Origin of the sequence: Corynebacterium sp. NML120713, assembly GCF_001875735.1 — a bacterium.
Taxonomy (GTDB): domain Bacteria; phylum Actinomycetota; class Actinomycetes; order Mycobacteriales; family Mycobacteriaceae; genus Corynebacterium; species Corynebacterium pseudogenitalium.
Genome location: NZ_MLCR01000010.1, coordinates 108,895 through 132,710, shown reverse-complemented (window position 1 = coordinate 132,710; position 23,816 = coordinate 108,895). Strand labels below are relative to the sequence as shown.

Here is a 23,816-nt window from a genome sequence, read left to right as displayed (position 1 = left end):
CATTTGCGGTCGGCTTTGCAGGAGCCTTCGCGTTACTTCTCCGAGGAAAGCTTCGTCGTCTTACCGGACGAACCCTGCAGCTCGAGGTCCTTCACCGAAGAGGAAGGACCGCCGGGCTTGCAGTTATCGTAGATGACCGTACCGGCCAGGATGCCTGCGGCGATCAGCGCAATTCCCGCAACAACCATGCCGAGGTCAGCGCCAACCGTGCGCAGCTGCGCGTTGATACGCTCTGCCTGGCGGGCCATCTCCGGGTTGAAGATGCCAGCCTGCTGCTGGATGCGCGTGTTCGCAGCCTGCAGCTGTGCTTCGACGTGGCCAGCGAGGTCACTCAGGACTGGGATCTGGATCTGGGAGGCCAGACCCAGCGGCAGCAGCGCAATCAGCGGCAGACCGAAGCCCACAGCAGACGCTGCACAGGCACCAGCGTTGACCTTGCCAGCAACCGTGACGGTCTTTGCCTTATTGTCAGCGCCGTCCCTGACGTTGATCTTGTCGCCCTGCTTGAGCTCAACGCTCTTTGGCAGGTCAACGGACCAGTTCCCGTTCGCGTCGGTCGTCGCCTTAAGCTCCTTGCCATTCGGCAGCGTGACGATGATCGTCTCGTTCGGGCGGTCACCCTTACCGGAGATCTTCGTGTCACCCGCCGTAATCGGGTTCACCGTCGGCGCAGTGGTGTCTGGCTTCTCACCATCGTTTGCCGGGTCCGAGCCAGCCTTGATCTCAGCTTCATTCGTGACGCCGTCACCATCGAAGTCGCCATTCGGATCCAGCAACGACTTGCCATCCTTGCCGATCAGGTCGAAGTTGGCGGTCGCGCTGTTCGTCGAGTCGTCCTCATAGGTGAAGCCAACCTCGACAGACGGACGAGCGAACGGCGTGAACGTCTCGAAGAACTTGTCCCAGCGCTTATCAACTTCGGTGCTCTTCAGCTCCGGCAGCTTCGCCGCGAACTCATCAGAGACATCCTTCATCGACGGCGCCTTCGTCTTGAGCACGCCGTTCTCCTGCGGGGTGAACGCCCACTTGTCAGCACCCTGCGACTTCTTCGCCTCAGCACTCTTCACCGGTGCCTTGGCACCGAACGGGTCGTTGGTGTTCTTCTCACCATCAACCGGCACCTCGGTGAGCGCGTCGTACTTCGGCACGAAGCGCTCGGCGTCAGCGCCGACGGTGATGGTTGTCTGCACCTCGTCGGTGGAACCGTCCGGGTAGGTCACAATAACAGTGACGTCGTAGACACCCGGCTTCGAGGTATCCGGGGTCTTCTTGTACTTAAACGTCGTACCCTTCGGCAGGCTGTCGGCGTCCTTAATATTGCCCTTCGCATCCGGGGTGCCACCGGCCTCGACCTTCTGATCCTGCCCCTGTGGGTCATTCTTGTCGGCGTCGGTTGCGTTCTTCTGCACCTTGACGTTGGCGTTGACCTTGTCGGTGGTGCCATCCGGGTAAGTGACGACGATGGTCACCGGCTTGTCGCCCTCAGTGGAGGTGTCCGGAGCCTGCTCGTACTCGAAGGTCGTGCCCTCCGGCAGCTCGTCGATGTTGGTGACGTGGTCCTTGGCCTCAGGTACCTCGTTCGGAGCGACGGTCTTGTCCTTGACCTGTGGTTCGTAGGTATCGGCGTCCGACTTCTTCGGCTGCTCCGGCTGTGGCTTCGGATCCTCCGTCTTCGGCTCCTCCACCTTCACGGTGGCCTGCACCTCGTCGGTGGAACCATCCGGGTAGGTCACAATAACGGTAACCGGCTTATCGCCAGCGGTAGAGGTGTCCGGATCTTCCTTGTACTTGAACGTCGTGCCCTTCGGCAGGCTGTCCGCGTCCTTGACGTTATCTTTCGGTTCCGGCTTCTTGCCGGTTTCAATCGTCTGGTCCTGGCCCTGCGGATCATGTTGGTCAGCCTGCGTGACCTTGTCTTGGACAACGACCTTGGCCTGCACCTCATCGGTAGACCCATCCGGGTAAGTCACGATGACGGTCACCGGCTTATCGCCAGCAGTCGAAGTATCCGGGGTCTCCTTGTACTCAAACTTCGTACCCTCCGGCAGCTTGTCCGCATCCTTGACGCTGTCCTTCGCCACTGGGGTCTTGCCCGTCTCGACCGTCTGATTCTGACCCTGCGGGTCGTGCTGGTCAGCCTGCGTGATCTTGTCTTGGACAACGACCTTGGCCTGCACCTCATCGGTAGACCCATCCGGGTAAGTCACGATGACGGTCACCGGCTTATCGCCAGCAGTCGAAGTATCCGGAGCCTCCTTGTACTCAAACTTCGTACCCTCCGGCAGCTTGTCCGCATCCTTGACGTTGTCTTTCGGTTCTGGCTTCTTGCCGGTTTCGACCGTCTGGTCCTTGCCTTGCGGGTCGTGCTGCTCAGCCTGATCCTTAGCGACCTTCACCGTCACCGGCACCTCATCAGTGGTGCCATCCGGGTAGGTCACAACAACCACAGCCGACTTGTCACCGGAAGTGTCAGTCTTCGGCGCATCCTTCCAGGCGTACTTGGTGCCCTCCGGAAGATCGTCCTTGTTCGCGATCGAATCCTCAGCCTTCGGCTCAGAGTTCTTCGCAACCTCCTGGTCCTTACCCTGCGGGTCGTGCTGCTCAGCCTGATCCTTAGCGACCTTCACCGTCACCGGCACCTCATCAGTGGTGCCATCCGGGTAGGTCACAACAACCACAGCCTTCTTATCACCAGAAGTGTCGGTCTTCGGAGCTTCCTTCCAGGCGTACTTGGTGCCCTCCGGAAGCTCGTCCTTGTTCGCGATCGAATCCTCAGCCTTCGGCTCAGAGTTCTTCGCAACCTCCTGGTCCTTACCCTGCGGGTCGTGCTGCTCAGCCTGATCCTTAGCGACCTTCACCGTCACCGGTACCTCATCGGTGGTGCCATCCGGGTAGGTCACAACAACGACAGCTGGCTTGTCACCAGAGGTGTCGGTCTTCGGAGCATCCTTCCAGGTGTACTTGGTGCCCTCCGGAAGCTCGTCCTTGTTCGCGATCGAATCCTCAGCCTTCGGCTCGGAGTTCTTCGCAACCTCCTGGTCCTTACCCTTCGGGTCGTACTTGCCGGCCTGGTCGGTGACCTTCAACGGCACAACGTCGGTGTGCTCGGTCTCGTTGCCGTCCTGATCCACCAACGTGTAGGTGACGGTGACATTCGGCTTTTCCTCAGAAGCGTCAACCGTCTTCTTCGGCTTGCCGGTGATTGTGCCGCCCTTGAACTCCAGCCCTTCCGGAAGGCCCTCAACCTTGATAGAGCCCTTCTTCAGCTCGAAGCCCTGTGGCAGCTTGTCAAAGCCTTCCGGCTTCACTTCCTGCTTGTAGTCCTCGCCGACGACGCCGTCGGCAAGCTTGGTGTCCGTCACCGTGATCTTGGTGACCACCTGCTCCTTACGCTTCTGAGGAACGAGTTTCTTTTCGGTCTTCTCGACGCGCTTTTCCGGATCTGCCTCGTCCGGGTTTTCGTAGACCGGTTTGCCATCGTCGCCAAGCACCGGCACATCCTGCTCGACCATGACCTCAACCTCGCGAGTCACGATGACCTCAGTGGTACCCGGGGTGGTCGGCTTGCCGGTGATCTTGCCACTCTTCGGGTCGATCTCAAGGCCAGCTGGCAGATCCTTCGCGGAGAACACTGGTTCAGTGCCCTCTTTCATGTTGCCCGGCAGATCCTTGAACAGCGGTGTGACGTCGTTATCCGGGAAATCGGTTCCCACCGAACCCAACGGCAGCGGCTCAGGCACAACAGCCGTGAAGGAGTCGGCGATCTCCCATCGATCAGACGGCTCGCCGGAAGCCGGGTCAACAGAGACCAGCGCAGCGGTGTAGACCGTGGTCTCCTTCAGGTCTTCAGGAGCCTGGAAGTCACAAGACTTGAGCGCGCCCTTGTCGTCACTCTTGATCTTGCATAGTGCATCCTTGATCTCGGTCTGGGTGCCGTCCGGGGCGGTGGCGTACCAACGGATTGCGTACTCCGTGTTCGGCAGCAGGCCGGACGTCTTCGTGGTCACCTTGGAGCCGGGACGACCCTTGTTGTCGTAGGAGTTGTACTCCGGAATATCGAAGATCGGCTGTGCAGTCATCAACGGGAACTGCAGACCGTTCATGTTCGCGCCAGCAATAACGGTGCCCTGGTCGCCGTAGTTCATGAACATGTTGGCGACGAACGCAGAGTTCTTCACGTCGCGACCCTCGATGTTCGGGTAGATGTACATGTAGTCAGTGTTGATGTGGCGCACGTCGTACAGCGAAGCACCGGTAAACACGTTGACCCACTGGTTCTGATAGTCGTCGGCGACCTTGCCCCAGTCTTCGTCGCTGACCACATTGTTCACACCGAAGTTGGCCTTGTCGCGCGAGTAGCCCAGCGTGCCCTTGAACGGCAAGTAAATCGTGCCGTCGTCCTTAGACGGGGCAACCACGGTCTCCGCAATGTGGGAGCCTTCGCCGTGCTCATCCTGGTACGCCTTGATGATGCGTTCCTGGTTCGCACGCTCCTGCTCAACGGTGTAGTTCGGGTTCTCGTTCTTCCAGGCGTCAATCTGACGCGCGACTTCGTCGTTGAGGTACGACGCGACAATCTCGATTCCGCCAGCGGCGCGATCGCCGCGGCTCGGCTGGTACTTGTAGTAACCCGGCAAGGTACCGGCAGACTCACCAGTCTCCCACCACACCATGGACTCGTTCGGGTGGGCAATGCTCTTGATCGCGCCAAAGTCTCCGTAGTACGGGAACTGACCATCAACCGTCGGCTCACCAGTCTCGCCATCGAGGGCTCGGGTCCAATCCTTCTCCGGCTTAGCCAACCAACCAACGTGGTTCGGCTTCTCTTCCAGCACAAAACGGCCGTTGGTAATACGGGAACCAGCAGGGCCTGCAGTAAAGTTCCAAGATTCCTGCACACGGTCCGTAATCGAGGTGTAACGACCCGAGTTGAAGTCACCCGCGGCAACCACCGAGTACTTGCTTGGATCCGGGTTCTCGCCCCACACGCGGACGCGAACGCCACCGGCGGCCAGCCAGAACGGCGGCGCGTCGACCTCGTTGGTCACGTTTTCAGACAGGTCGAAGGAGAAGCGACCCTCGGAATCGGTCGTGGTATAGAACGTCGGCGAGACCTCACCGTTCTTGGTCACGTACTGCAGGTAGATGACATTGCCCTTGAGCGGCTCATTGTTCGAAGACAAGTCATCGTGGCGGCCATCCTTATTGATGTACGCCCAGCCGTGATAGCCATAGAAATCACGCCAGCCGCCCTTAGTAAAGATGGCGTTTGGCACCTGCTTGTTCTTACCCTCGCCTTGCTGCGCGCCCTTGTCAGCACTTGAGGCAGGAGCAGCAGAAGCCGGCGGGTTGTCTTGTGCAAACGCAACCGGCTGGGCCAGCGGGGCCACCAGTGCAAAGGACAACGCCGCGGCGGCAATCGAAGTGCCGCGACGTGCCGTGATGCTCTTTCGCATATGTTTCTTCCTTCTTCCCGAAGATCTGAATGTCCAGAAAGTTGTGTCCGTGCCCGTCAATAAGGTGCACAGACCTTTCCCGAAACTAAACAATATCGACAGGAGTGCACCGTTCCGGGAATCCTTTTTCGCAAGAAACTTGCGCAATTCCGCCCGTATTCAGCGCCTATTCGACCGTAATCCACGGCAGCCTGCATCGACTCAAACTGAAACCCCATCCCCGGCCGGTTACTTTTCTTTTGGTTAAAGCGTTTTAAGAATGAATTGATAACGGCCCTATTTCTTTTGACTTTCAACAGCAGCCAAGCGGATTACCGCCAAACATTCTTTGAGCCCCAACGGGAATAAAACCTAAACACATCGAACGAAACACAAACGTAGCGCTCACGACATTTGCATCAGACCTTTAGTTCAGCGTCTTATCCGGTAATTGCCGAAACGAGTTCCTCCCCGAGTTTTCCAGACAAAGATCAGCCAAAGTGATGGCGAGAAATCTCCAAGAAGCGCGAAAGGCCCCCTAATAGGGGCGTTCTAATAGTTGATATAAGGCGGTCTACTGCGAGTTTTCCACGCAGAAGCTGAGGTAGACCGACGGAAACTCCGGTGCTTTCGTCTCAAGCGTTTTGAGTCGCGCCCTCACAATCTTCTGGCGTAGCTGGCGTCGGCTCACGTTGTGGTGCTTGCGCGACAGCTCTTTGATCGCGCTAACAAGGCCTCGTGTCAAGAGTGCGTACAGCTTTGCCCTAGCCTCCTTCAGCCAAATGGCGTTGAGGTTGAGTACATCGTTGAGAACGTCTTGCGCGGCCTTCATTTCCTCTTCGCCGGGAAAATATGCCGGGTTTGGGCGCACCGTTCCGTCCCTTTCCACGACAACCAGGCTGCCGAGCTCAGAAGCCGATGGATCGCGTTGTTCGGCGGTGTTTGGGTTTTTCAACTGGGCACAAATATCAGTGTTGGCTTTGCTTGTATCACAGTGGCGACTCACCACACCCGCAAAGTCAGTCTGCCCTGCGCACACCGCGAGCAAGTTGGTGAGTTCCAGAGAAGATTCGTGCAATTCGTTGCATCCCGCAGCAGCCCTGCACTCATCACTAGCAGTCACACTGCTCTGAGGATGAAAGTGCTCAATCTTATTCGTTGGAGCGCGGCGCGTGTCTGCTTGAGATTTCTTTGAAGTGCGTCGCTTGTCGTTGATCCTTCGTTCACAATAAGCACACCGATGGCCCTGGCGATTCAGCAGAAATGCGCGGAGCTTATCCTTGCCTGAGTAATCATGGAACTCCAAGCCCTGGCGAAGCGCACGTTGAAGCTCTGCCCGCAGCTGCTGTTCTTCTTGGTTGTCCTGACGGCGCTGAATAAACACTGTCGGTTCCCCCCCCTAACCGTCACCTTCAAGAAACAGATACGCATCTGCTTCCAAGAGTTCTGGTACAAGGTCGACGCCGCCGAGGGATTCCTCAATCCGTCGGCGCAATCCAAGGGCTTCTTCGCTATTGCCTTGCCCGGCGTGAACCATCTCCATATAGGTGGTGAGCATCCTGCGGTTCGCTGTATCCGGTGTAGGATCCACACCCTGGACTCGTTCAATTACCGTCTCAATATCAAGGCCCTGTGCATACTCTGGTGTGTGCGCCTCATTGTCTACGAGAGCCCGGACTGATGCCGTCTCCGCGTTGGCAATGACCAACGGGCTGTGCGTCGTCACGATGAACTGTACGGCGGGAAAGGTTTCCAACAGCGTCGGCAAAATCTTCCTTTGCCACGATGGGTGTAAGTGCATGTCCACTTCATCAATGAGCACGATGCCGGGAGTCTGGCGCCGCAGGTCCTCACCAGAAAGGTGTGGGTTGAGTCGGCCCATACGAGTAGCGATATCAAGCGCTAGACCAGCACAAATCTTCGTGCCAGTTGCCATCAAAGAAAGTGGCAGGGTCCCATGTTGCTTGTGCGTAAGCACCACGGACTTCGCCTTCCGGTCCCACCGAGCATTCCCCCACCCTGTTGGCTCAAGGATGCTATTGCACGAGTCAAAGATGGACTGCAGCTGCTGTGCATCGGCGTTCGTCTTAAGAGACTCGTCAGCGCTGAGCGCGTCGAGGCGCTGCGCGTCCAGATATTCAATGTATGACGAAAGCTGGTTCAAATCCGAACGAGGATCCAGCACATTGTCGTAGGCCGATAGGCGCGAAGTGGGCACAGACGCCTTGCGCGGAATCTCTTTCACTAAGCGCTCGACACCATACGCTGCAAGGAGCGGAGCCGTCTTCATACTCGCGTCCGCGATAAGCTCCTCTTTCAAGGACTCACAGTACTTCCGGAATTCAGAATTCGCCCCAACTGTTTTCCGCTTCGGCCCGTTGAGCGAGCGCGTCATCTCAAAACGTTCATTGCCGCATACCAAGTCAGCATTGACGGACACCGGGTAGTACGGTTCCACCTGAGACACGCGGTTGTTGTTTCCCAACTGTGGCGCTAAGTGCGCGTCGTCCTGCTTGATTCCAACTGCTTGGTAGCCAAAAACCCCAACTGGCACCGAAAGGATGATTTTCAATGCATCCAGCACTGCAGTCTTTCCGGCACCGTTCACACCGGTAAGAACAGTCAAGCGCTCGTGAAAGTGGAGCGAGAACCGTTCGTAGTTACGAAAGTTCTCAAGCTCTAGGGTTTCAAACCTCCACTCAGACATGCGCTTGACTATACCGGAACCGACCTCTACTTCTTACTGCTCAGCCCGTCCTTGTTCACCTCTGGCCCGCACTGCGTGTAGATCAGTGCACTGAGCGCCACGCCGAACGCCAGCAGGCCCGCGCCAGCCAGCGCGATCTCCGGGTTCTTCACGCCGGACTGGCCGCCAGGGCCGAACGCGTCGGCCATCGCCTTGCGCATCGGAGCAAGCGCATGCTGCACGCCAGGGATCTCCTGCGCCGCAATGCCCAGCGGCAGCAGCAACAGCAGCGGCACGCCAGCCGCGACGGACACCGCGATGCACTTCTCCACTTCCCAACGCTCCGAACCGGAATCCGGCTTCTGCGCCGTCGTGGGCGCAGGGGTAGTGGTCTCGGTTGGCTGCTCCGGCTCCGTGGTCGGGGTCGGGGCGGGCACGGCGAACGGGTTCGTGCGCTGCTCCAGCTCGTCGAGGTTGGACACGCCATCACCGTCGGCGTCCGCGGTGCGGTCGAGCAGTGGGTGCTTGTGGGCGTCGATAAGCTCGAAGGCTGCTGTGGCCAGCTCGACGCGGCCGTCTTCGTGCTCGACGATGACGTTGACCGCCGGGCGAAGCACGTGCTGGAAATCCACCGCGAACTGGGCCCACACAGGCGGGCGCAGCTGCACCACACCGTCGCGGGCGCTGCCGTAGGCCTCCTCGAAGAGCGCGGCCAGGAACTCCTGCGACGGCGCGACCGCGTGGATCTGGCCAGTGTTCTCGTCGAGGGTGAAATCCCAGCCGTGCGCGCCCGCCGGGGCGTGCATCTCGTAGCTGCGCACCAGCGCCAGCGAGTCGGCGAATGGGTCGCGCGTCATGGCGCGTCCGCCCATGTCAACCGGCACGCGGCCGAGCGCACTATTCGGGTCGGCGTAGTTCGCGCGGGCGTCCGCCGGCGGAATCGGGGCCGCCGAGGTGGTCGGCACTGGGGTGGTGCCCGGCGCGGTCGCTGGGGTGGTCGGGACCTGCGAGGTCGCCACACTTGTCGACGTCCCCTTCGTCGTCACCGGTGCTGGTTCATGCGGCGCGGTGGACGTCGACACCGTCGCCGTAGGGGCAGTCGTAGTCGGGGCAGCGACAAACGGTGTCGTCTTCCGCGCTGTCGTCGTGACCGGGGCGGCCACGCGGACGCGCACCGGGATCACGTCGGAGGAGCCGTCCTTGTAGCGCACCGTAATATCGAAGACCACGGTGCCCGGGGTCGCGTGCTTCGGCGCGTGCAGCTTCACCGCGTCGCCTTCGACGGTAACGCCCCAGTCCAGCGGGCCACTAACCGAGACCTCTGCATCCTTCGGCAGGGCATCGCCCAGGTTGTCCAGTGTGAGATCCCCGTTGGCCTTCGTCGTCGCGCCCTGGTACTTCGGCGTGTAGAGGTCCGCGACGTTCTCGGTGACGCGCAGCGGAATGCGGCCGATCTCTTCGCCGGTAGAGAGCGCGGAGACGACAATCACGTAGTCGTCGCCCGGCTTGGTCTCCACTGGGACGGTCAGCAGCATTGCGCCAGAATCCAGGTCCAGGTCTACTGAGGCACCCTCAACAGACTTACCTTCGGCACCGATGCGCTCCAATCGAGCCTGCGCGTTGCCGGCGTGCTCCACCGTCGGAAGCAGACGCTCCTGGTGGGCACCCGCCGCTACTGACTGCTGCTCAACCGTGCTCAGTACCGGCAGCGGCATGCGGAGGCGAACTTTCGCCACGCCGCGGATCGGATCCTCGTACGGCACGTGCGCCACGACCGGGACCTCAACATCAGTGAGCTGGCGGTGCGAAACATCGACCGTGAGCTCGCCGGTGTCGGCGTCGATAGTGACGCCCTCCATCGGGCGCTCCAGCTCGAACTGGGTGCCCTCGAACGTGAGCTTCTCATGCTTCTTGGTCGCGCGATCATCGAACGTCGGTGCCGGGAACTTCGCCGTCTGCCCCGGCTCCACCTGCTGCTCCTTGTACTCCAAGGCGTACTGGGCAACGTGCGGCACGAATGTCGCAATCGCGGCCGACACCGGACGCGAGCTCGGGCCCTGCGAACCCTGCGCATCATAACGCTGGATCTTGTTACTCGGGTCCAGCATCTCCACCGGGATCTCAATGCGCTCGCCAACCTGGTCCATGCGAGGCGTGAAACGGACCACGCCATCATCGTCCACGCTCACCTGAGACGCATCAACCCCGAACGGCAACGAACCCAACTGGAACTCCGCGCGCTCCGGCTTCGCCTCCACCGGGTCCGAATCCGGGTTATCAAAGCTCGGCGTCGCCTCCGCCGGTCTACCGACGGCCGCCTCAACCGGATCCCCGTACTCCAGGAACATGTGCGTCACCGCAAACGAATCCTGCGCCAGCATCGCCTGCACGTTGCCAGCGTCCGACGCGTAGAACAGGCGGGCAATGTACGTATCGCCCTGCTTAGCATCATCCGGCACCTTGAAGTCACACGATTCAATGCGCGCCTGGTCATCCGGCGTCGTTGCCTTGCATTCGTGAACCCGTTCGCCTTCGTCATCATACCAGACGATTTTGTAGCTCAATCCCTTCGAAAGCGGCACGCCCGAACCAAACGTGCGAACCGTCTCCCCCGGAGGCGCCCAGTTGTTAAACGTATTCCGCTTCTCCACGTGGAACTTCAAGGGGGCCGTCGATAGGGCGTAGCGCGGCGAGCTCACCAGCGTCGACCCAGCGTACGCCGAGCCTGCCCATGCCTTCAGCCACGGCACATCCGAACCCGACCAGTAGTCGAAGTAGCCACCACTCGGACCTGGGCCGCCCCAGTAGCCCAGTGCCCACGGGTGGATCGCACCAACGTTGTTCGGCAGCTCCTTGCCGTCCGGCGTCAGGATCGAAATATAGGTCCATTCCCAGTTGATGTGCTTGGAATACATATTGCCCTTGGCCCATGAGCCCTCATCCCACGACTCCGCAACCCTGTGATGCCAGCTTCCTACCAGACCGGGATAGCTGTAAGTGTCACCGTAGGTACCCCGCCAGTACAGGTTAAAGTCACCATTCTCGTCCGTCGTGGTCACGGCGGTTTCCGCGATCCAGCTCTGGTCCTTCGCAACCTGCTCATTAATCCACAGCTGCAGCTGCTTCTCATACTCCGGAGTCCACGATCGGCTACGCACCTTCTTGCCGAACTGCTTCTTGCCATACTCGAGCGTCTTCGCCACTGCCTCATCCGACAAGTAGGAGCCGACCACCATCATCCCAGCAGCCGGCGCATCCCCCGCATTGTTCGTCATCGACTCCTGGTAGCGCCGGTTATACGGCGTATCCACCGTATTCCAAAACATCTGCCCCGTGTACACACCAAACGGAGTTCCCGAGCCGTCATTCTCAGCCCACTTCGAGCGGTCCTTCAGATGCTGCGCCGAGTTCCTCCGGTCCTGGTACGCCACGAAGAAGCCATTCACCTTGCCGCCACGCCACCAACCATTCGTCTCATACGAAGGCGTCACATTGCCCAACCAATTCGTCGGCGGCACAATACCCGCCGGCTGATGGATCAGGCGGTAATCATCCCGCACGCTCTCCGGCAGCTCCACCCAGACGCGCAGCTTCTCACGCAACTGATCACGCCCGCGATCACCCGAACCAACCACGCCGACCGTCGCATCCGCCAAAAACTCACGCTCCACCCCACGCGCATCCACATACGGCTGCAGCTTCAGCGAAAAGTTCCCGTTCTCATCCACCTCCGTATAAAACGTCGGCGACGAATGCTCCGTATACACGCCCTCATACCACTGCGCGAACACACGAATCGGCTCCCGACGCACCGGCGCCCACGTCCCCGGATGCAACGCCGGCGTCAAATTCCCCGAACCATCATCAACCATCACCGGCCGCCCCAGCGGCTCCCCCTTGCGGTTCGTCAGCACCTTCGCCGACGCACTCACCGTCCGCGCCGAACGCGCCACCTCCATCGGCAGCTTCACCGAACCACTCACCGTCGCCGGATCATCCGGATTCCCCGGCGAAAACAGCGCCTCCGTCGAATGCAGCGCCTGCGCATAATCCGGCGCAACCACGTTCAGAAACGGCTTCGCCGCCTCCACATCAATCTGCGCCGACGCCTGCGGCACCACAATTGACGACGCCACCACCGCAGCAACCACCGCCATACCCAACCGGGAAGTGTTCATGCGCAGACAACTCCATCTCTAAAAAAGATTGCAGTAATCTGTCAATTAAACCAGTAAACTAGTCCAAATCCAACACGGGCCCGGTTCAGAGGCGCGACGCCGCCAGCGTCGCCCGGTCCCGCGCCTCCTGCGCCGACTCACCCGTCGACGTCACCACCGCAGCACCATCCACAAAACGCACACCAGTCTCCGCCACCGACATCGCCTTCGCAAAGCCATCGACGCTCGGGACAACATCCTCCACCAGGACCATTGCGCCTGGGCTGACCAACGTGGCGTCGATAGGCAGACCAATCACCGCCCGCGCATGCAGCGAGCACTGGTTCAGGCGCTGCGTCGCACGCGTCAACAACCCATCCAAGGACGGCCGCGGCCGCGCATCAGAGAAGTACACCTCATCACCGGCCACGAACATCTCCACCGCGTACACACCCTGCCCGCCGAGCGCCCCCGTAATCCGCGCCGCAATCGACCTCGCATTCCCCGCCGCAGCCTCCGACAACACCGCCGGCTGCCACGCCTCCACCAAACGGCCGCGCTCATGCCGCGTACCGATCGGCTCACAGAACCACGTCGCCAACTCACCCGTCGCCGGATCCACCGAACGAGCCGCCAAAATCGTCAACTCAAAATCAAACTCAATAAACCGCTCCACGACCACGGGACCCTCCGGGTCCACCTCCGCAGCCGCCTCCCACGCCTTGACCACCTCAACGCTCAAGTCTTCCTCACTCCGCAGCACCGTCTGGCCCTGCCCCTCCGACGAGCGCCCCGGCTTCACGACGACCGGCAAACCCAACCGCAACGCCGCGTCCTCCAGCTCCTCCGGAGAACGAACGAACTCACAACGCAACGTCGGCAAACCCAAGGAATCCGTCGCCGTCGCCCGCACACCCTCACGCGAACTGCACAGCTCCTGCGCCTCCACCGACGGCGCCACAATCGACCCGGCGCGCTCCTCCAGCTCCTTCAGCACCTCAGAGTCCACGCCGGCGCCCGCCACCGTCAACGACGGATACCGCTGCTGCATGTCTTCCGGGTCTATTTCAGTGGTGCACAGGTGCGTCACGTCAAACCCGAGCTGCTTGAAGGACCACGCGAGCTCCTCCTCAACCACGCTGTTGCCCAGCACCAGCACTTGGCGAGGGTCACACCTCAAATCCCGCGCGGGGTCGAGCTGAGTGATGGGCTCGTTGTCGAGCTGCTGTTGCGGCTCCGACTGCTGCTCTGGCTGCTGCTCTTCAGGCATTGCTGCGTTCATAGTGGTCAGCATATTCAGCTGCTTATGTGGCGAGCAAACTTGAGAGGGGAAGGTGCGCTCTCGAGCGGAGTCGGGAAATTGTGAACAAATTTGCTTGTGTGCGCTGTCACAAAAAGCGCAATTTTGTTCACGATTTTCCGAATAAAGTTGAGAGGCATATATCCACCCCCTCGCCCCGAGCAAAAAAGAGGACCTGGGAGCGTCTCCCAGGTCCCGAACTTCGGAGGAAGCAGGAAGCTAGCGGTCCATCACGTCGAAGCGGACGATGGTCTGATCGCGGCCAGGGCCGACGCCGATGTAGCTGATCGGCGCGCCGGAGAGCTCCTCCAGGCGGAGGACGTAGTCCTGGGCCTTCTGCGGGAGCTCCTCGAAGGTGGTGCAGCCGGTGATGTCTTCGTCCCAGGCCGGCATCGTCTCGTAGATGGGGGTGGCGTGGTGGAAGTCGGACTGGGTCAGCGGCATTTCGTCGTGGCGGACGCCGTCGACGTCGTAGGCGACACAGATCGGGATTTCGCCGATGCCGGTGAGGACGTCGAGCTTGGTCAGGAAGTAGTCGGTGAAGCCGTTGACGCGGGCGGCGTAGCGGGCGACGACGGAGTCGTACCAGCCGCAGCGGCGCTTGCGGCCGGTATTCACGCCGACTTCGCCGCCGGTTTCCTGGAGGTACTCGCCCCACTTGTCGAAGAGTTCGGTCGGGAACGGGCCGGCTCCGACACGAGTGGTGTACGCCTTGACGATGCCCAGGGTCGCCGTGATCTTGGTCGGGCCGATGCCGGAGCCGACGCAGGCGCCGCCGGCGGTCGGGTTGGAGGAGGTCACGAACGGGTAGGTGCCGTGGTCGACGTCGAGCATGGTGGCCTGGCCGCCCTCCATGAGGACGTGCTTGCCTTCGGCGAGTCCGGTGTTGAGGACGTTTTCGGCGTCGATAATCATGGGCTTGAGGCGTTCGGCGTAGGACATGAAGTGGTCCATCATTGCGTCGGCCTCAATAGCGCGGCGGTTGTACATCTTGACCAGCATTTGGTTCTTGACGTCCAGCGCCGATTCGATCTTCTGGCGGAGGATTGATTCGTCGAGGATGTCTTGGACGCGCAGGCCCACGCGGGCGACTTTGTCGGCGTAGGTGGGGCCGATGCCGCGGCCGGTGGTGCCGATGGCGCGCTTGCCCAGGAAGCGTTCCTGGACGCGGTCGAGCGTCTGGTGGTAGGGCGCGACGAGGTGCGCGTTGCCGGAGATGCGGAGGCGCGAGGCGTTGGCGCCGCGGGCTTCGAGGCCGTCGATTTCGTCGAAGAGCGCTTCGAGGTTGATAACGACGCCGTTGCCCAGGATCGGGGTGGCGTTCTCGCTGAGCACGCCTGCCGGCAGCAGTTTCAGTTCGTACTTTTCGCCGCCCACAACAACCGTGTGACCTGCGTTGTTACCGCCGTTGGGTTTGACTACGTAGTCGACTTTCCCGCCGAGGATATCGGTGGCTTTGCCTTTCCCCTCGTCGCCCCATTGGGCGCCGACAATGATGATGGCGGACATTCTCTCTCCTTTAATAGGCACTAATCCGGGCTTATTGTAGCGTGAATGGCATGCGTCTTCTTCATTGTGCGTGTGCTAGCTCCCTCACAGTTCCGGGTGCGGAGGAGGTCACACTTCCGGAGGTGCCGTCGAGAAGTGAGCTTTCTTTTCTTCTCGACGCCGCCAGCTCCGCCCTCCCTCACGACCCGACGCCGAGCCTGGCGGAGATCCAGAAGTCGCCGTCGGTGGAGCACCTGGGTGCCCCGCAGTTGGCGCCGCAGCGGCCGGAGGAGCGGCTGCGTGTGGTCGTGTCCGGCAGTGATGCTGCGCTGAGTGCGGTGCTGACGCGGCTGATGCGCACGGACGTGATGTGGGTGGAGGTCGCCTACCTGCCGACCAATGCGGCGTCGCCGGCGGCGGTGGCATGGGGCGCGGGCTCCGTGGACCTGGCCGTAGAGGGCCCGGTGGTGCCGTCGCCGTGTATTCGGACGGACACGGGCGTGGTGGTGGCCGGTTCGGCGACGCTCTCCCACGGGGATGGGCGCAGCGAGTACGTTGGCGAGATCGTGGTGGATTCGCAGCAGCTGGTGATGCGCACCGGCGAGGAACCCTCCGCGCGGCACTTCGGGCAGTTCGGGGCGCGCCTGGTGCCCACGCCTGATGCGCCGGGCCTGGCGGCGTCACGGCTGGTCACGCCGCTGGTGGTGTCGGAGGGGCGTCGCGTGGACCCGCAGCGCCTCGAGGGGCTGGCGGGCATGCCGCTGGGCAGCTTGCTCACGAAAGGCAAAACGGTCGCCCCGGCCCTCGCGGACCCGGCGACCGTGCTTACCGGCCGGGCACTACAGTCCGGCGGGGAGGACATCACGCTGGTGGTGGACGGCGTTGCCCACCCGCGGCCGCTGCAGCGGGTGACGTTCTACCGCCACCTTCGCGACATCCAGTCAGTGCGGGGCTAGTCCAAATCGAAGGTTTCCGGCGGGTACGCCGGCGTGTCCGACGTCGGCGCCAACGCCGCCAACGCCGACTCCCGCGACATGCCACACACCTGCAGCAGGTCCACCGTCAGCGAACGCGTCTGCGCCAGGATTGCATACTCAGACAACACCGCGTCCTTGCCCAACAACTCCACCGACGAGCCCTGCGCCACCGCGCGTAGCTCGTTCACGATCTGCGGGATCACGGTCGCCTGCGCGCGTCGCGACTTCACCTCGTACACCTCAGAAATGTCCAGGCACGCTTTCGCCAACACATCAATCAGCTCAATCTGCTTCGGCGAAACGTGATCTCCGTCCTCACACAACACCAACGCGCGACGCGCCAGCACCCGGCACGAACGCACCGCGTTGTCCACTGGTGGGATCACCAAGCTCAGGGAATTGATATAGCGGCGCGCACCCCACAAAAACGGCGAAATCTTCGTCGTTTCCTTCCCCGCGTTCACTGCAGACGCCATATCGTCAATATCGGTCTGCGACCCGCGGATCGCCTCCAGGGCATCATCGATCACTAATGGGTCGCGGTCGGTGAGGCCGGAGGCGACGTCGTCAAGCACTGAACTCATTAACCCCATCAAGTTCGAAATCTCCGCGCGCACCGGCTCCATCGGCCCCTGCGGAATCAGAGCAATCGTGGCCAACGCCACCATGCAGCCCACCGCCGCGTCAATCGTGCGGTCAAAACCCGTCACCTCTGCACCGGGAGGCATGATAGTTGCGATCAGAATCGAACCAATCGCCACCTGATTATTCACCAGCTGCGACTTCGAAAAGAACGACGCAATCAACAAACTGCCCGACACAATCGCCGCAATCTGCCAACCCCCATCCCCCAACCTGTAAAACAGCGAATCCCCCACCAACACGCCCAACGCACAACCAATCGAAAGGTCAATCGCCTTGGTAATGCGCTCCCCGCCCGACATACCAATAATGATGACTACCGAAATCGGGGCAAAAAACGGCTTCGCGTTCCCAATAATGTCCCCCGCGATCCAATACGCAATACCGGCAGCGATACCCATCTGCAGAATCGGCAGCAAACGCTTGCGCACACGCATCAACCGCGCCTGAATCGACTGATCCACCGACGCCAACCTGGCACGCGTACCCATTCTCTCTTTCGCCATGCCATAACCATAGCGCCCCTGGACGGCGGGTTAGGTGGGCTAGGTGGGCTAGGTGGGTTAGGCGAGTGCGCTACCTATAGATTTCCCCACGGTGGCCCACATCAACCACCAGCACTGTCACGATGTCGTCCTGAATCTCTGCAATTATTCGATAGTCCCCGACACGCCACCCACAAGAGCTTTACCGCGGACTCGCGGGCTGTTCAGCTGCGACAAATCACCCAAAAACCGAAGAAGCCGACGCTGTGTGTCTGCTTATCTAACCGCCGAACCGCCTTTTTCGCCCGGGGTGAAAACTCAATCTGCCAAACCACACTCGGCCTTAAGCTCATCGAGGGTAACAGTCTCCAGCTCGCCTCTGCGGACAGCTTCCGCCTCTGCTTGAAGTTCATAGATGTATTCGGCATCGTCAAGGTAGGCCTCTATTGCCTCACGTATGTAAAACGCCTTTGGCCTGCCAGTCTTTGTAGCGAGCTCGTCGAGCCGCCGTTTCTGATCTTCGTCGATCCTCAAACTAATCACCGAGCCATTCATGTACACATGCATACACAACACTGCCGAGCCTGTCACCCAGACGGACAGTTCCAAAGCGTTGGCGAACCGCCGTTTTCATTCCGGTCGACCTCTTAGCGTCGACCAATGCAGGTCAACGCAAGATGGGGGAATTGGCGTCGAATAGCTGCAAAATGCTGTGACCTGCGTTGGTCGACCGGAGGAGGTCGACGAAAGCTGCTTGGCCGGGGCTGGCCGGACGACGGTGACACCAAATCCCGGCTTTTGGGAGGACGCCTTCCCGTTGCCCCAGATCGCGCGCTCCGCGTGCGGGAATTTGGTGCGCAGAAGAGGGTCCGAGTGACAAAGGACGCAACTCGAAAAAACGGGGCCACCAAACCCGCAGGTCACAAAAGGGCTAGATACAACGGGATGCGTCCTTTGTCACTGCCCCGAAGCGTTTTGGAAACGCGGCGCAGCAAATGCCCAGGTCACCGCGGGACAAAATAGGAATGTGGTGTGCAAGCCCCCAAACATGACCCCACAAAACAAAAGAACCCCCCGGGACCGCGAAGGCCCAAGGGGTTTCAGGAAAAGCAAGCAGTACGACTACTTGGACACGGAGGAGCCGACGGAGCGCAGGTCCTGGCAGGCCTCGATGACGCGGTCGGCCATGCCCTGCTCAGCCTTCTTCATGTAGGAGCGTGGATCGTAGACCTTCTTGTTGCCGACTTCGCCGTCGATCTTCAGGACGCCGTTGTAGTTCTCGAACATGTGGGAGACAACTGGGCGGGTGAAGGCGTACTGGGTGTCGGTGTCAACGTTCATCTTGATGACGCCGTAGCGCAGAGCCTCCTCGATCTTCTCCTTCTCAGAGCCGGAGCCGCCGTGGAAGACGAAGTCGAATGGGTTGGTGCCGGCTGCGAGGCCGAGCTTCTTCTCTGCAACCTTCTGGCCCATGTCGAGGACCTCTGGGCGCAGCTTCACGTTGCCTGGCTTGTATACGCCGTGGACGTTGCCGAAGGTTGCGGCCAGCAGGTAGCGGCCGTTCTCGCCGGTGCCGAGAGCGTCGATGGTCTTCTCGAAGTCCTCTTCGCTGGTGTACAGGTTGGCGCCAGCCTTAGCCTGGACGCCGTCCTCTTCGCCACCGACGACGCCGATCTCGACCTCGAGGATGATGTTGGCCTTGTGTGCCTTCTCCAGGAGTTCCTGGGCGACCTCAAGGTTGTGGTCGATTGGGATGGCGGAGCCGTCCCACATGTGGGACTGGAACAGTGGGTTCTCGCCGCGGTCGACGCGCTCCTGGGAGATCGCGATCAGTGGGCGGACGTACTCGTCGAGAACCTCGAGCTGGCAGTGGTCGGTGTGCAGCGCGATGTTGACGTCGTAGTGCTTAGCGATCTCATGTGCGAACGCTGCAAGCGCCTGGGCACCAGCAACCTTGTTCTTCACGGACAGGCCAGAGCCGAACTCTGCACCGCCGGTCGAGAACTGGATGATGCCGTCAGACTCGGCTTCGGCGAAACCACGAATTGCGGCGTTGATGGTCTCAGACGAGGTGCAGTTGATGGCCGGGTATGCGAACCCGCCCTTCTTTGCAGTGTCGAGCATCTGGTTGTAGACCTCAGGGGTTGCAATTGGCATGAAGATAACCTCCACTAGAGCTTCTTAGGTACGCCAACCAGTATGCCTGCTTTACTGACTATTTGCAGCCGCCACCCGTGCCGCGGCCTCTAGGAGCATCCACCCGGAAAGCTGTACTGAAAGGTCCCTTTCATCAATTCGGACCAACCCGACGGCTTCGCTGAGGGACGAAGGGCCGAGCCCGTAATTGTGCGGAAGGCGGGCGTCTTCGGTCCACCGCGCGGAGAAGATCGGCAGCCCGTCGACCTCCAAACGATGGGACCAAAGGGACTCCGCCGAGGCCATAATCAGCCTTGATGCTATCTTTTTGGTCGCGATGTTCTGGCGGGAATCTTCCGGCAGACGCACGGCAACATCTGCGAGGTAGCGCGCGAGAATTCCCTTGAACAGGCCGCCGTCGCCGTCGCCGGATTCGTAGGGCTTGTTCAGAATCACCCCCTGGGGGGTAGCCATATGCAGGACAATCGCTTCCACGATTGCCCGGATATGTGTGATGTAAAACACGGAATCGTCGGCGCGTTTTGAGTACGCGAAGGAGTCGATTGGCTCGTCGTCGCGAAGTCCGACGTCGGCGCGCAACGCCAACGCGATCTCGAGGCTCGCGCCGAGCACCGTGCCCTGGTTGTAGGTATATAGCTTGTCGACGACCTCCGGGCCATGCATGCGCATCCGGATCCCGTCCTGTACCAGACCTGATTCAGTGACCAGATTGTCGAACGTCCAGTCAAGCAGCTCGCGTGCCTTGTCCAGGCGGCCGGTGCGCGCGAACAAGAGGGCGGCCGGGCCGTTCGAGGGCACGTTGTAGAAGGTTTCCTCCGTACGCCACGGCAGCACACCCATCACCGGGTCAATGCCAGCCAGCAGGTCGAACTCCAGGGCGTCGAGGGCCTTCGTGCGGCGCGCCAAGCCCTCATCGACGGCGCGGTTCCACGCCAGCGCCAGCCAGGCCTTGTCGTCGTAGTACTTGTTCTTCGTCAGCTTGCCCAGGTTGCGTCCTTGAATGCCACGCAGGGTGTCTTTGAGTTGGCGCTTGTGGGTTTTGGTGGGGTGTCGAATAGCGGCGTCGATCTGACAGTCGAAATAGTGGGCCTGCCACCAGTAGTGCCAGTGCCAGTACAGGCGATCCTTCGAGCCCGGCGGCCATGTGACCACCGCGAGGTTCGTCTTCGGCAGCCCCCACAGGCGGGAGGCGTGCCGCTCCTGCACAGCCGATTGAGCTAGGTCAGCGCGGTGCGACCATGTTTCCGCGGCGGCTTCTTCCACAACCTTCACCTTTCACCAAGCTGTACTCAAGTCGGCGTGCTGGCGTATCCACGCGTGCATCGCGATGCCCGCGGCAACACCCGCGTTGATCGAGCGCGTCGAGCCGAACTGCGCAATCGAGCACGTCATCGACGCCTCGCGCTGCGTCTCGTCCGTAATGCCGGGACCTTCCTGCCCGAACACTAACACGCAGCGCTGCGGAAGTTCCGCCGTTTCTAGCGGCACGCAGCCGGGCGTGTTATCGATCGCCACGATTGGCAGGTCGTGTTCCTTGGCCCACTGGGCGAAGTCCTCGATCGTCGCGTGGTGGCGGATGTGCTGGTAGCGGTCCGTCACCATCGCACCGCGCCGGTTCCAGCGCCGCCGCCCAATAATGTGGACTTCCTCGGCGAGAAACGCATTCGCGGTGCGCACCACGGTGCCGATGTTGGCGTCGTTCTCAAAGTTCTCAATCGCAACGTGGAACGGGTGGCGCCGTGTGTCCAGCTCCTCCCGGATCGCCTCGAGGGACCAGTAGCGGTAGGCGTCCACTACGTTGCGACGATCCCCCTCCTCCAAAAACTGCGGATCCAGCCGGGGATCATCCGGCCACGGGCCCTCCCACGGACCTACGCCGTGGCGGCCCTCATTCCACTCCGTTGGGCCCTTACCCTGCTCAGCCTGCTCAGTTGAGTCCAAGGTCCTCGAGCCCCAGCAGGAATCGGTAGTCCAGGCCGGCCTCGTGCAGGACGTCGGCGGCGCCGGTCGCGCGGTCCACCACGGTGGCCACCGCGACGACCTCAGCGCCCTCGGCGCGCACGGCCTCCACCGCGGTCAGCGGTGAGTTGCCCGTCGTGGTGGTGTCCTCCACCACAAGGACCTTCTTGCCAACAATCGACGGCCCCTCAATCCGGCGCTGCATCCCATGCTTCTTCGCCTCCTTGCGCACCACGAACGCGTCGATCGGGCGGCCGTCGGCGTGCATCACGGCCGTGGCCACCGGGTCCGCGCCTAGCGTCAGGCCACCGACCGCGTCGAACTCCAAGTCAGCCGTCATCTCACGCAGCAGCTTGCCGATCAACGGCGCCGCCTCATGGTGCAACGTCGCACGACGCAGATCCACGTAGTAGTCCGCCTCCTTCCCGGAGGAAAGCGTGACCTTACCGTGGACCACGGCGAGTTCCTTCACCAGCTCTGCGAGGCGTGCTTTATCGTTCATGATCGGTTGGCTCCTTCTCGGTGTCTGTGGTGTCTGACGAGTCGTCGAAAATTGTGGAGGGCTGCTGCTCGCGGCGCACTCTGGTCAAATCATAGAGCTGCGCGCCGTCTTCGGCAGGTGAACCGTCCGCGATCGGCGCCACAGAATCCGCCCCGACCTCGTGGTCCTCCAGCTCGCCGAATCCGCCACCCGTCACGCGGGTCGGCAGCTCGAGCGGTTCCTCCGGGCGCTGCACCTGCGGGGTCTCCGGCTCAGGTGCCTCCTCGGCACCGAGCACCGGCGCAAGCGCCGCCGCCTCGCGCGGTGGCAGCGTGCGTGCCGCGTCCGCCAGCAACGCCAGCGGCGCGAACGTGTCCTCCCAGTCCTGTGGCGTCGAACCGCGTTCCAGCTGGGCCAACACCCAGTCTTGTTCGCACCACACCGCGCACACGCTTTCGGGCATCTCGCGCAGGGCGGTGCGCACGCGCACATCGATGAAGCGCAGGACGGGACCGGGCTCGTTCGTGAATAGCTCGAAGCCCTCGACGGTTTCCACCAGCACCAAATCCGCCGAGGAATCCGCCTGGAACTGCGGACGGCGCATATCCACCACGATGTCGCTGACCTCACCCGTTGCGACGGCCACCACCGTCACCCCGCCAAGGTCCACCACGCGGACATCATGGCCGTAGACCTGGCCCGCCACGACATCGCGCGGTTCCGCACCGGACGCCGCCGCACCCCGGTGCCACTCGTCGACCAGGTACTCATCCACCTTGGAGAAGCGGAAGCCGTGCTGTTCCGCCCACAGGCGGCGCTCCCGGCGCGACGCGCCCGGCAGCTGCAAGCCCGACATGCGGTGCGGGCGCTTCGGGGCAGGCTCGGGCGCAGGAGTTGGTTCGGGCTCCGGTTCAGGCTCGGGCTCCGGCTCTGGTTCCGGGGCCTGTTCCAGCTCTAGCTGTGGCTCTGGCTCCGGGGCAGGCTCGGGCTCTGGTTCCGGCTCTTCTTCCACCTCGAGCGCAGGCTCAGGCTCCACGTCCGGCTCGGCCTCAGGCGAGGGCTCGGCTGGTGGCGGAGGGGGCGTCGATAAGGAGGGAGACGCAGGTGCAAACCACAACCAGACAGCCGCGACCACGAGCAGCGCGGCCAGCCCAAACAACACGTAAGCAATCATCGAGGATTGATACTACAGTGCCGTGGCGACCTTATTCCCCAACCGCGCACTCCACTGCGACCAGCCACCCACATAATGCGTGGCCACCGGCAGGCCCGCGTGCTCCATCGCCGCGATGAGCAGCGCGGAGTGGTTGCCCGAACCCGAGTACGTAATCATCTTCGCCGGGTCCGTATTCTGCGTCACGCCCAGGCTTGCGAAGCGGTCGCGGATGTAGTCCGTCTCCTTGATCTTCCTGGTCTCCTTGCAGAACAGGTCCGCCGCCGGCAGGTTCAGCGCCGACGGAATGTGGCCCGCCTTCAAGTCCAGTACTTCTCGACGCCCAGCAAAGCGCTTCTCATCACGCGCATCGATCAGGATGCCCTCGAAGCGCTGCACGTCCTCCAGCGTCGCCACCGGAAGCTTGCTGCCCTCCAGTTCCAGGTCGCGCGGCACAACCACGTTGCCCGGGCCGGCGATGGTCTTGAGACCCTCGGCCTCCCACTCGCGGAAGCCGCCGTCGATAATGTGGACGTGCTCCAGGCCAGCCCAACGCATGATCCACCACGCGCGGGCGGCGAAGACGCCGGAGCCCTGGTCGTAGATGAAGACCGGGCGGTTCGCCTCGACGCCCCACTCCTCGAGCGCCTCATCGATCACGGCGAGCGACGGCAGCGGGTTGCGGCCCTGGCGGCGGCCCGGCATGCCCACGAGGTGTCCCTCCAGGTCACCGTAGACGGCCGTCGGGATGTGCTCGGACTGGAACTTCTGCCAGGCCTTGCCTGCCTCCGGCGCCCAAGAAACATCGAGCACCGTCTGCTTCTTGCCGGATTTAATACGTTCGTACAGCTCCTGCGGAGAAATAAATACAGTCATACATAACACCATACGCGTAT

At 61.6% G+C, this 23,816-nt stretch carries 16 protein-coding genes; 1 reads left to right on the top strand and 15 read right to left on the bottom strand.

Annotated features, from left to right (window positions below):
• Window positions 1-32: 32 nt before the first annotated feature.
• The 6 genes from BJP06_RS05165 to BJP06_RS05140 all read right to left on the bottom strand — a co-directional run bounded on the left by BJP06_RS05165 (window position 33) and on the right by BJP06_RS05140 (window position 15,087).
• Window positions 33-5,456: a Rib/alpha-like domain-containing protein gene (locus BJP06_RS05165; RefSeq protein ID WP_071573079.1), complete on the bottom strand. Its 5,424-nt coding sequence runs from the start codon at window positions 5,454-5,456 to the stop codon at window positions 33-35.
• Window positions 5,457-6,009: 553 nt separating this feature from the next.
• A complete protein-coding gene (locus tag BJP06_RS11885; RefSeq protein ID WP_143110547.1) occupies window positions 6,010-6,819 on the bottom strand; it encodes a hypothetical protein in 810 nt (269 codons plus the stop codon).
• Between the two features lie 15 nt (window positions 6,820-6,834).
• The gene (locus BJP06_RS05155) at window positions 6,835-8,142 is read right to left on the bottom strand and encodes an AAA family ATPase (RefSeq protein WP_071573077.1); all 1,308 of its coding nucleotides are present in this window, start codon (window positions 8,140-8,142) and stop codon (window positions 6,835-6,837) included.
• Window positions 8,143-8,168: 26 nt separating this feature from the next.
• Window positions 8,169-12,299 (bottom strand): YPDG domain-containing protein, encoded by a 4,131-nt coding sequence (locus BJP06_RS05150; RefSeq protein WP_143110546.1) that lies wholly within the window; start codon window positions 12,297-12,299, stop codon window positions 8,169-8,171.
• An 85-nt stretch (window positions 12,300-12,384) separates the two neighbouring features.
• Window positions 12,385-13,560, bottom strand: a complete 1,176-nt coding sequence (locus BJP06_RS05145; RefSeq protein WP_255365792.1) for an ATP-grasp domain-containing protein — start codon at window positions 13,558-13,560, stop codon at window positions 12,385-12,387.
• A gap of 237 nt (window positions 13,561-13,797) precedes the next feature.
• Window positions 13,798-15,087 (bottom strand): adenylosuccinate synthase, encoded by a 1,290-nt coding sequence (locus BJP06_RS05140; protein WP_071573075.1) that lies wholly within the window; start codon window positions 15,085-15,087, stop codon window positions 13,798-13,800.
• Between the two features lie 50 nt (window positions 15,088-15,137).
• Between BJP06_RS05140 and BJP06_RS05135 the strand changes: the two genes are divergently transcribed.
• Window positions 15,138-16,022 carry a hypothetical protein gene (locus tag BJP06_RS05135; protein ID WP_071573074.1) on the top strand — a complete coding sequence of 295 codons (885 nt, stop codon included), beginning with the start codon at window positions 15,138-15,140 and terminating at the stop codon, window positions 16,020-16,022.
• Here the strand turns inward: BJP06_RS05135 and BJP06_RS05130 are convergent.
• From BJP06_RS05130 to BJP06_RS05090, 9 genes are all read right to left on the bottom strand, one after another.
• The gene (locus tag BJP06_RS05130; protein WP_071573073.1) at window positions 16,019-17,191 is read right to left on the bottom strand and encodes an aromatic acid exporter family protein; all 1,173 of its coding nucleotides are present in this window, start codon (window positions 17,189-17,191) and stop codon (window positions 16,019-16,021) included. The genes BJP06_RS05135 and BJP06_RS05130 overlap by 4 nt on opposite strands.
• Before the next feature lie 70 nt (window positions 17,192-17,261).
• Window positions 17,262-17,327: a type II toxin-antitoxin system RelE/ParE family toxin gene (locus BJP06_RS12290; RefSeq protein WP_369822218.1), complete on the bottom strand. Its 66-nt coding sequence runs from the start codon at window positions 17,325-17,327 to the stop codon at window positions 17,262-17,264.
• Window positions 17,328-17,488: 161 nt separating this feature from the next.
• Window positions 17,489-17,725 carry a ribbon-helix-helix protein, CopG family gene (locus BJP06_RS05120; protein WP_071573170.1) on the bottom strand — a complete coding sequence of 79 codons (237 nt, stop codon included), beginning with the start codon at window positions 17,723-17,725 and terminating at the stop codon, window positions 17,489-17,491.
• Window positions 17,726-18,292: 567 nt separating this feature from the next.
• Window positions 18,293-19,333: a class II fructose-bisphosphate aldolase gene (gene fbaA / locus BJP06_RS05115; RefSeq protein WP_255365803.1), complete on the bottom strand. Its 1,041-nt coding sequence runs from the start codon at window positions 19,331-19,333 to the stop codon at window positions 18,293-18,295.
• 45 nt (window positions 19,334-19,378) lie between these two features.
• Window positions 19,379-20,590 carry a glycoside hydrolase family 76 protein gene (locus BJP06_RS05110; RefSeq protein ID WP_071573072.1) on the bottom strand — a complete coding sequence of 404 codons (1,212 nt, stop codon included), beginning with the start codon at window positions 20,588-20,590 and terminating at the stop codon, window positions 19,379-19,381.
• Window positions 20,591-20,602: 12 nt separating this feature from the next.
• On the bottom strand, window positions 20,603-21,268 hold the full coding sequence (locus BJP06_RS05105) for an RNA methyltransferase (RefSeq protein ID WP_071573071.1): 666 nt from the start codon (window positions 21,266-21,268) through the stop codon (window positions 20,603-20,605).
• Complete coding sequence (gene pyrE, locus BJP06_RS05100; RefSeq protein ID WP_071573070.1) at window positions 21,255-21,788, bottom strand: orotate phosphoribosyltransferase; 534 nt, start codon at window positions 21,786-21,788, stop codon at window positions 21,255-21,257. Before pyrE ends, BJP06_RS05105 begins: the two co-directional genes overlap by 14 nt.
• On the bottom strand, window positions 21,778-22,941 hold the full coding sequence (locus BJP06_RS05095) for a hypothetical protein (protein ID WP_071573069.1): 1,164 nt from the start codon (window positions 22,939-22,941) through the stop codon (window positions 21,778-21,780). Before BJP06_RS05095 ends, pyrE begins: the two co-directional genes overlap by 11 nt.
• Window positions 22,942-22,953: 12 nt before the next feature.
• The gene (locus BJP06_RS05090; protein WP_071573068.1) at window positions 22,954-23,796 is read right to left on the bottom strand and encodes a sulfurtransferase; all 843 of its coding nucleotides are present in this window, start codon (window positions 23,794-23,796) and stop codon (window positions 22,954-22,956) included.
• Window positions 23,797-23,816 lie beyond the last annotated feature (20 nt).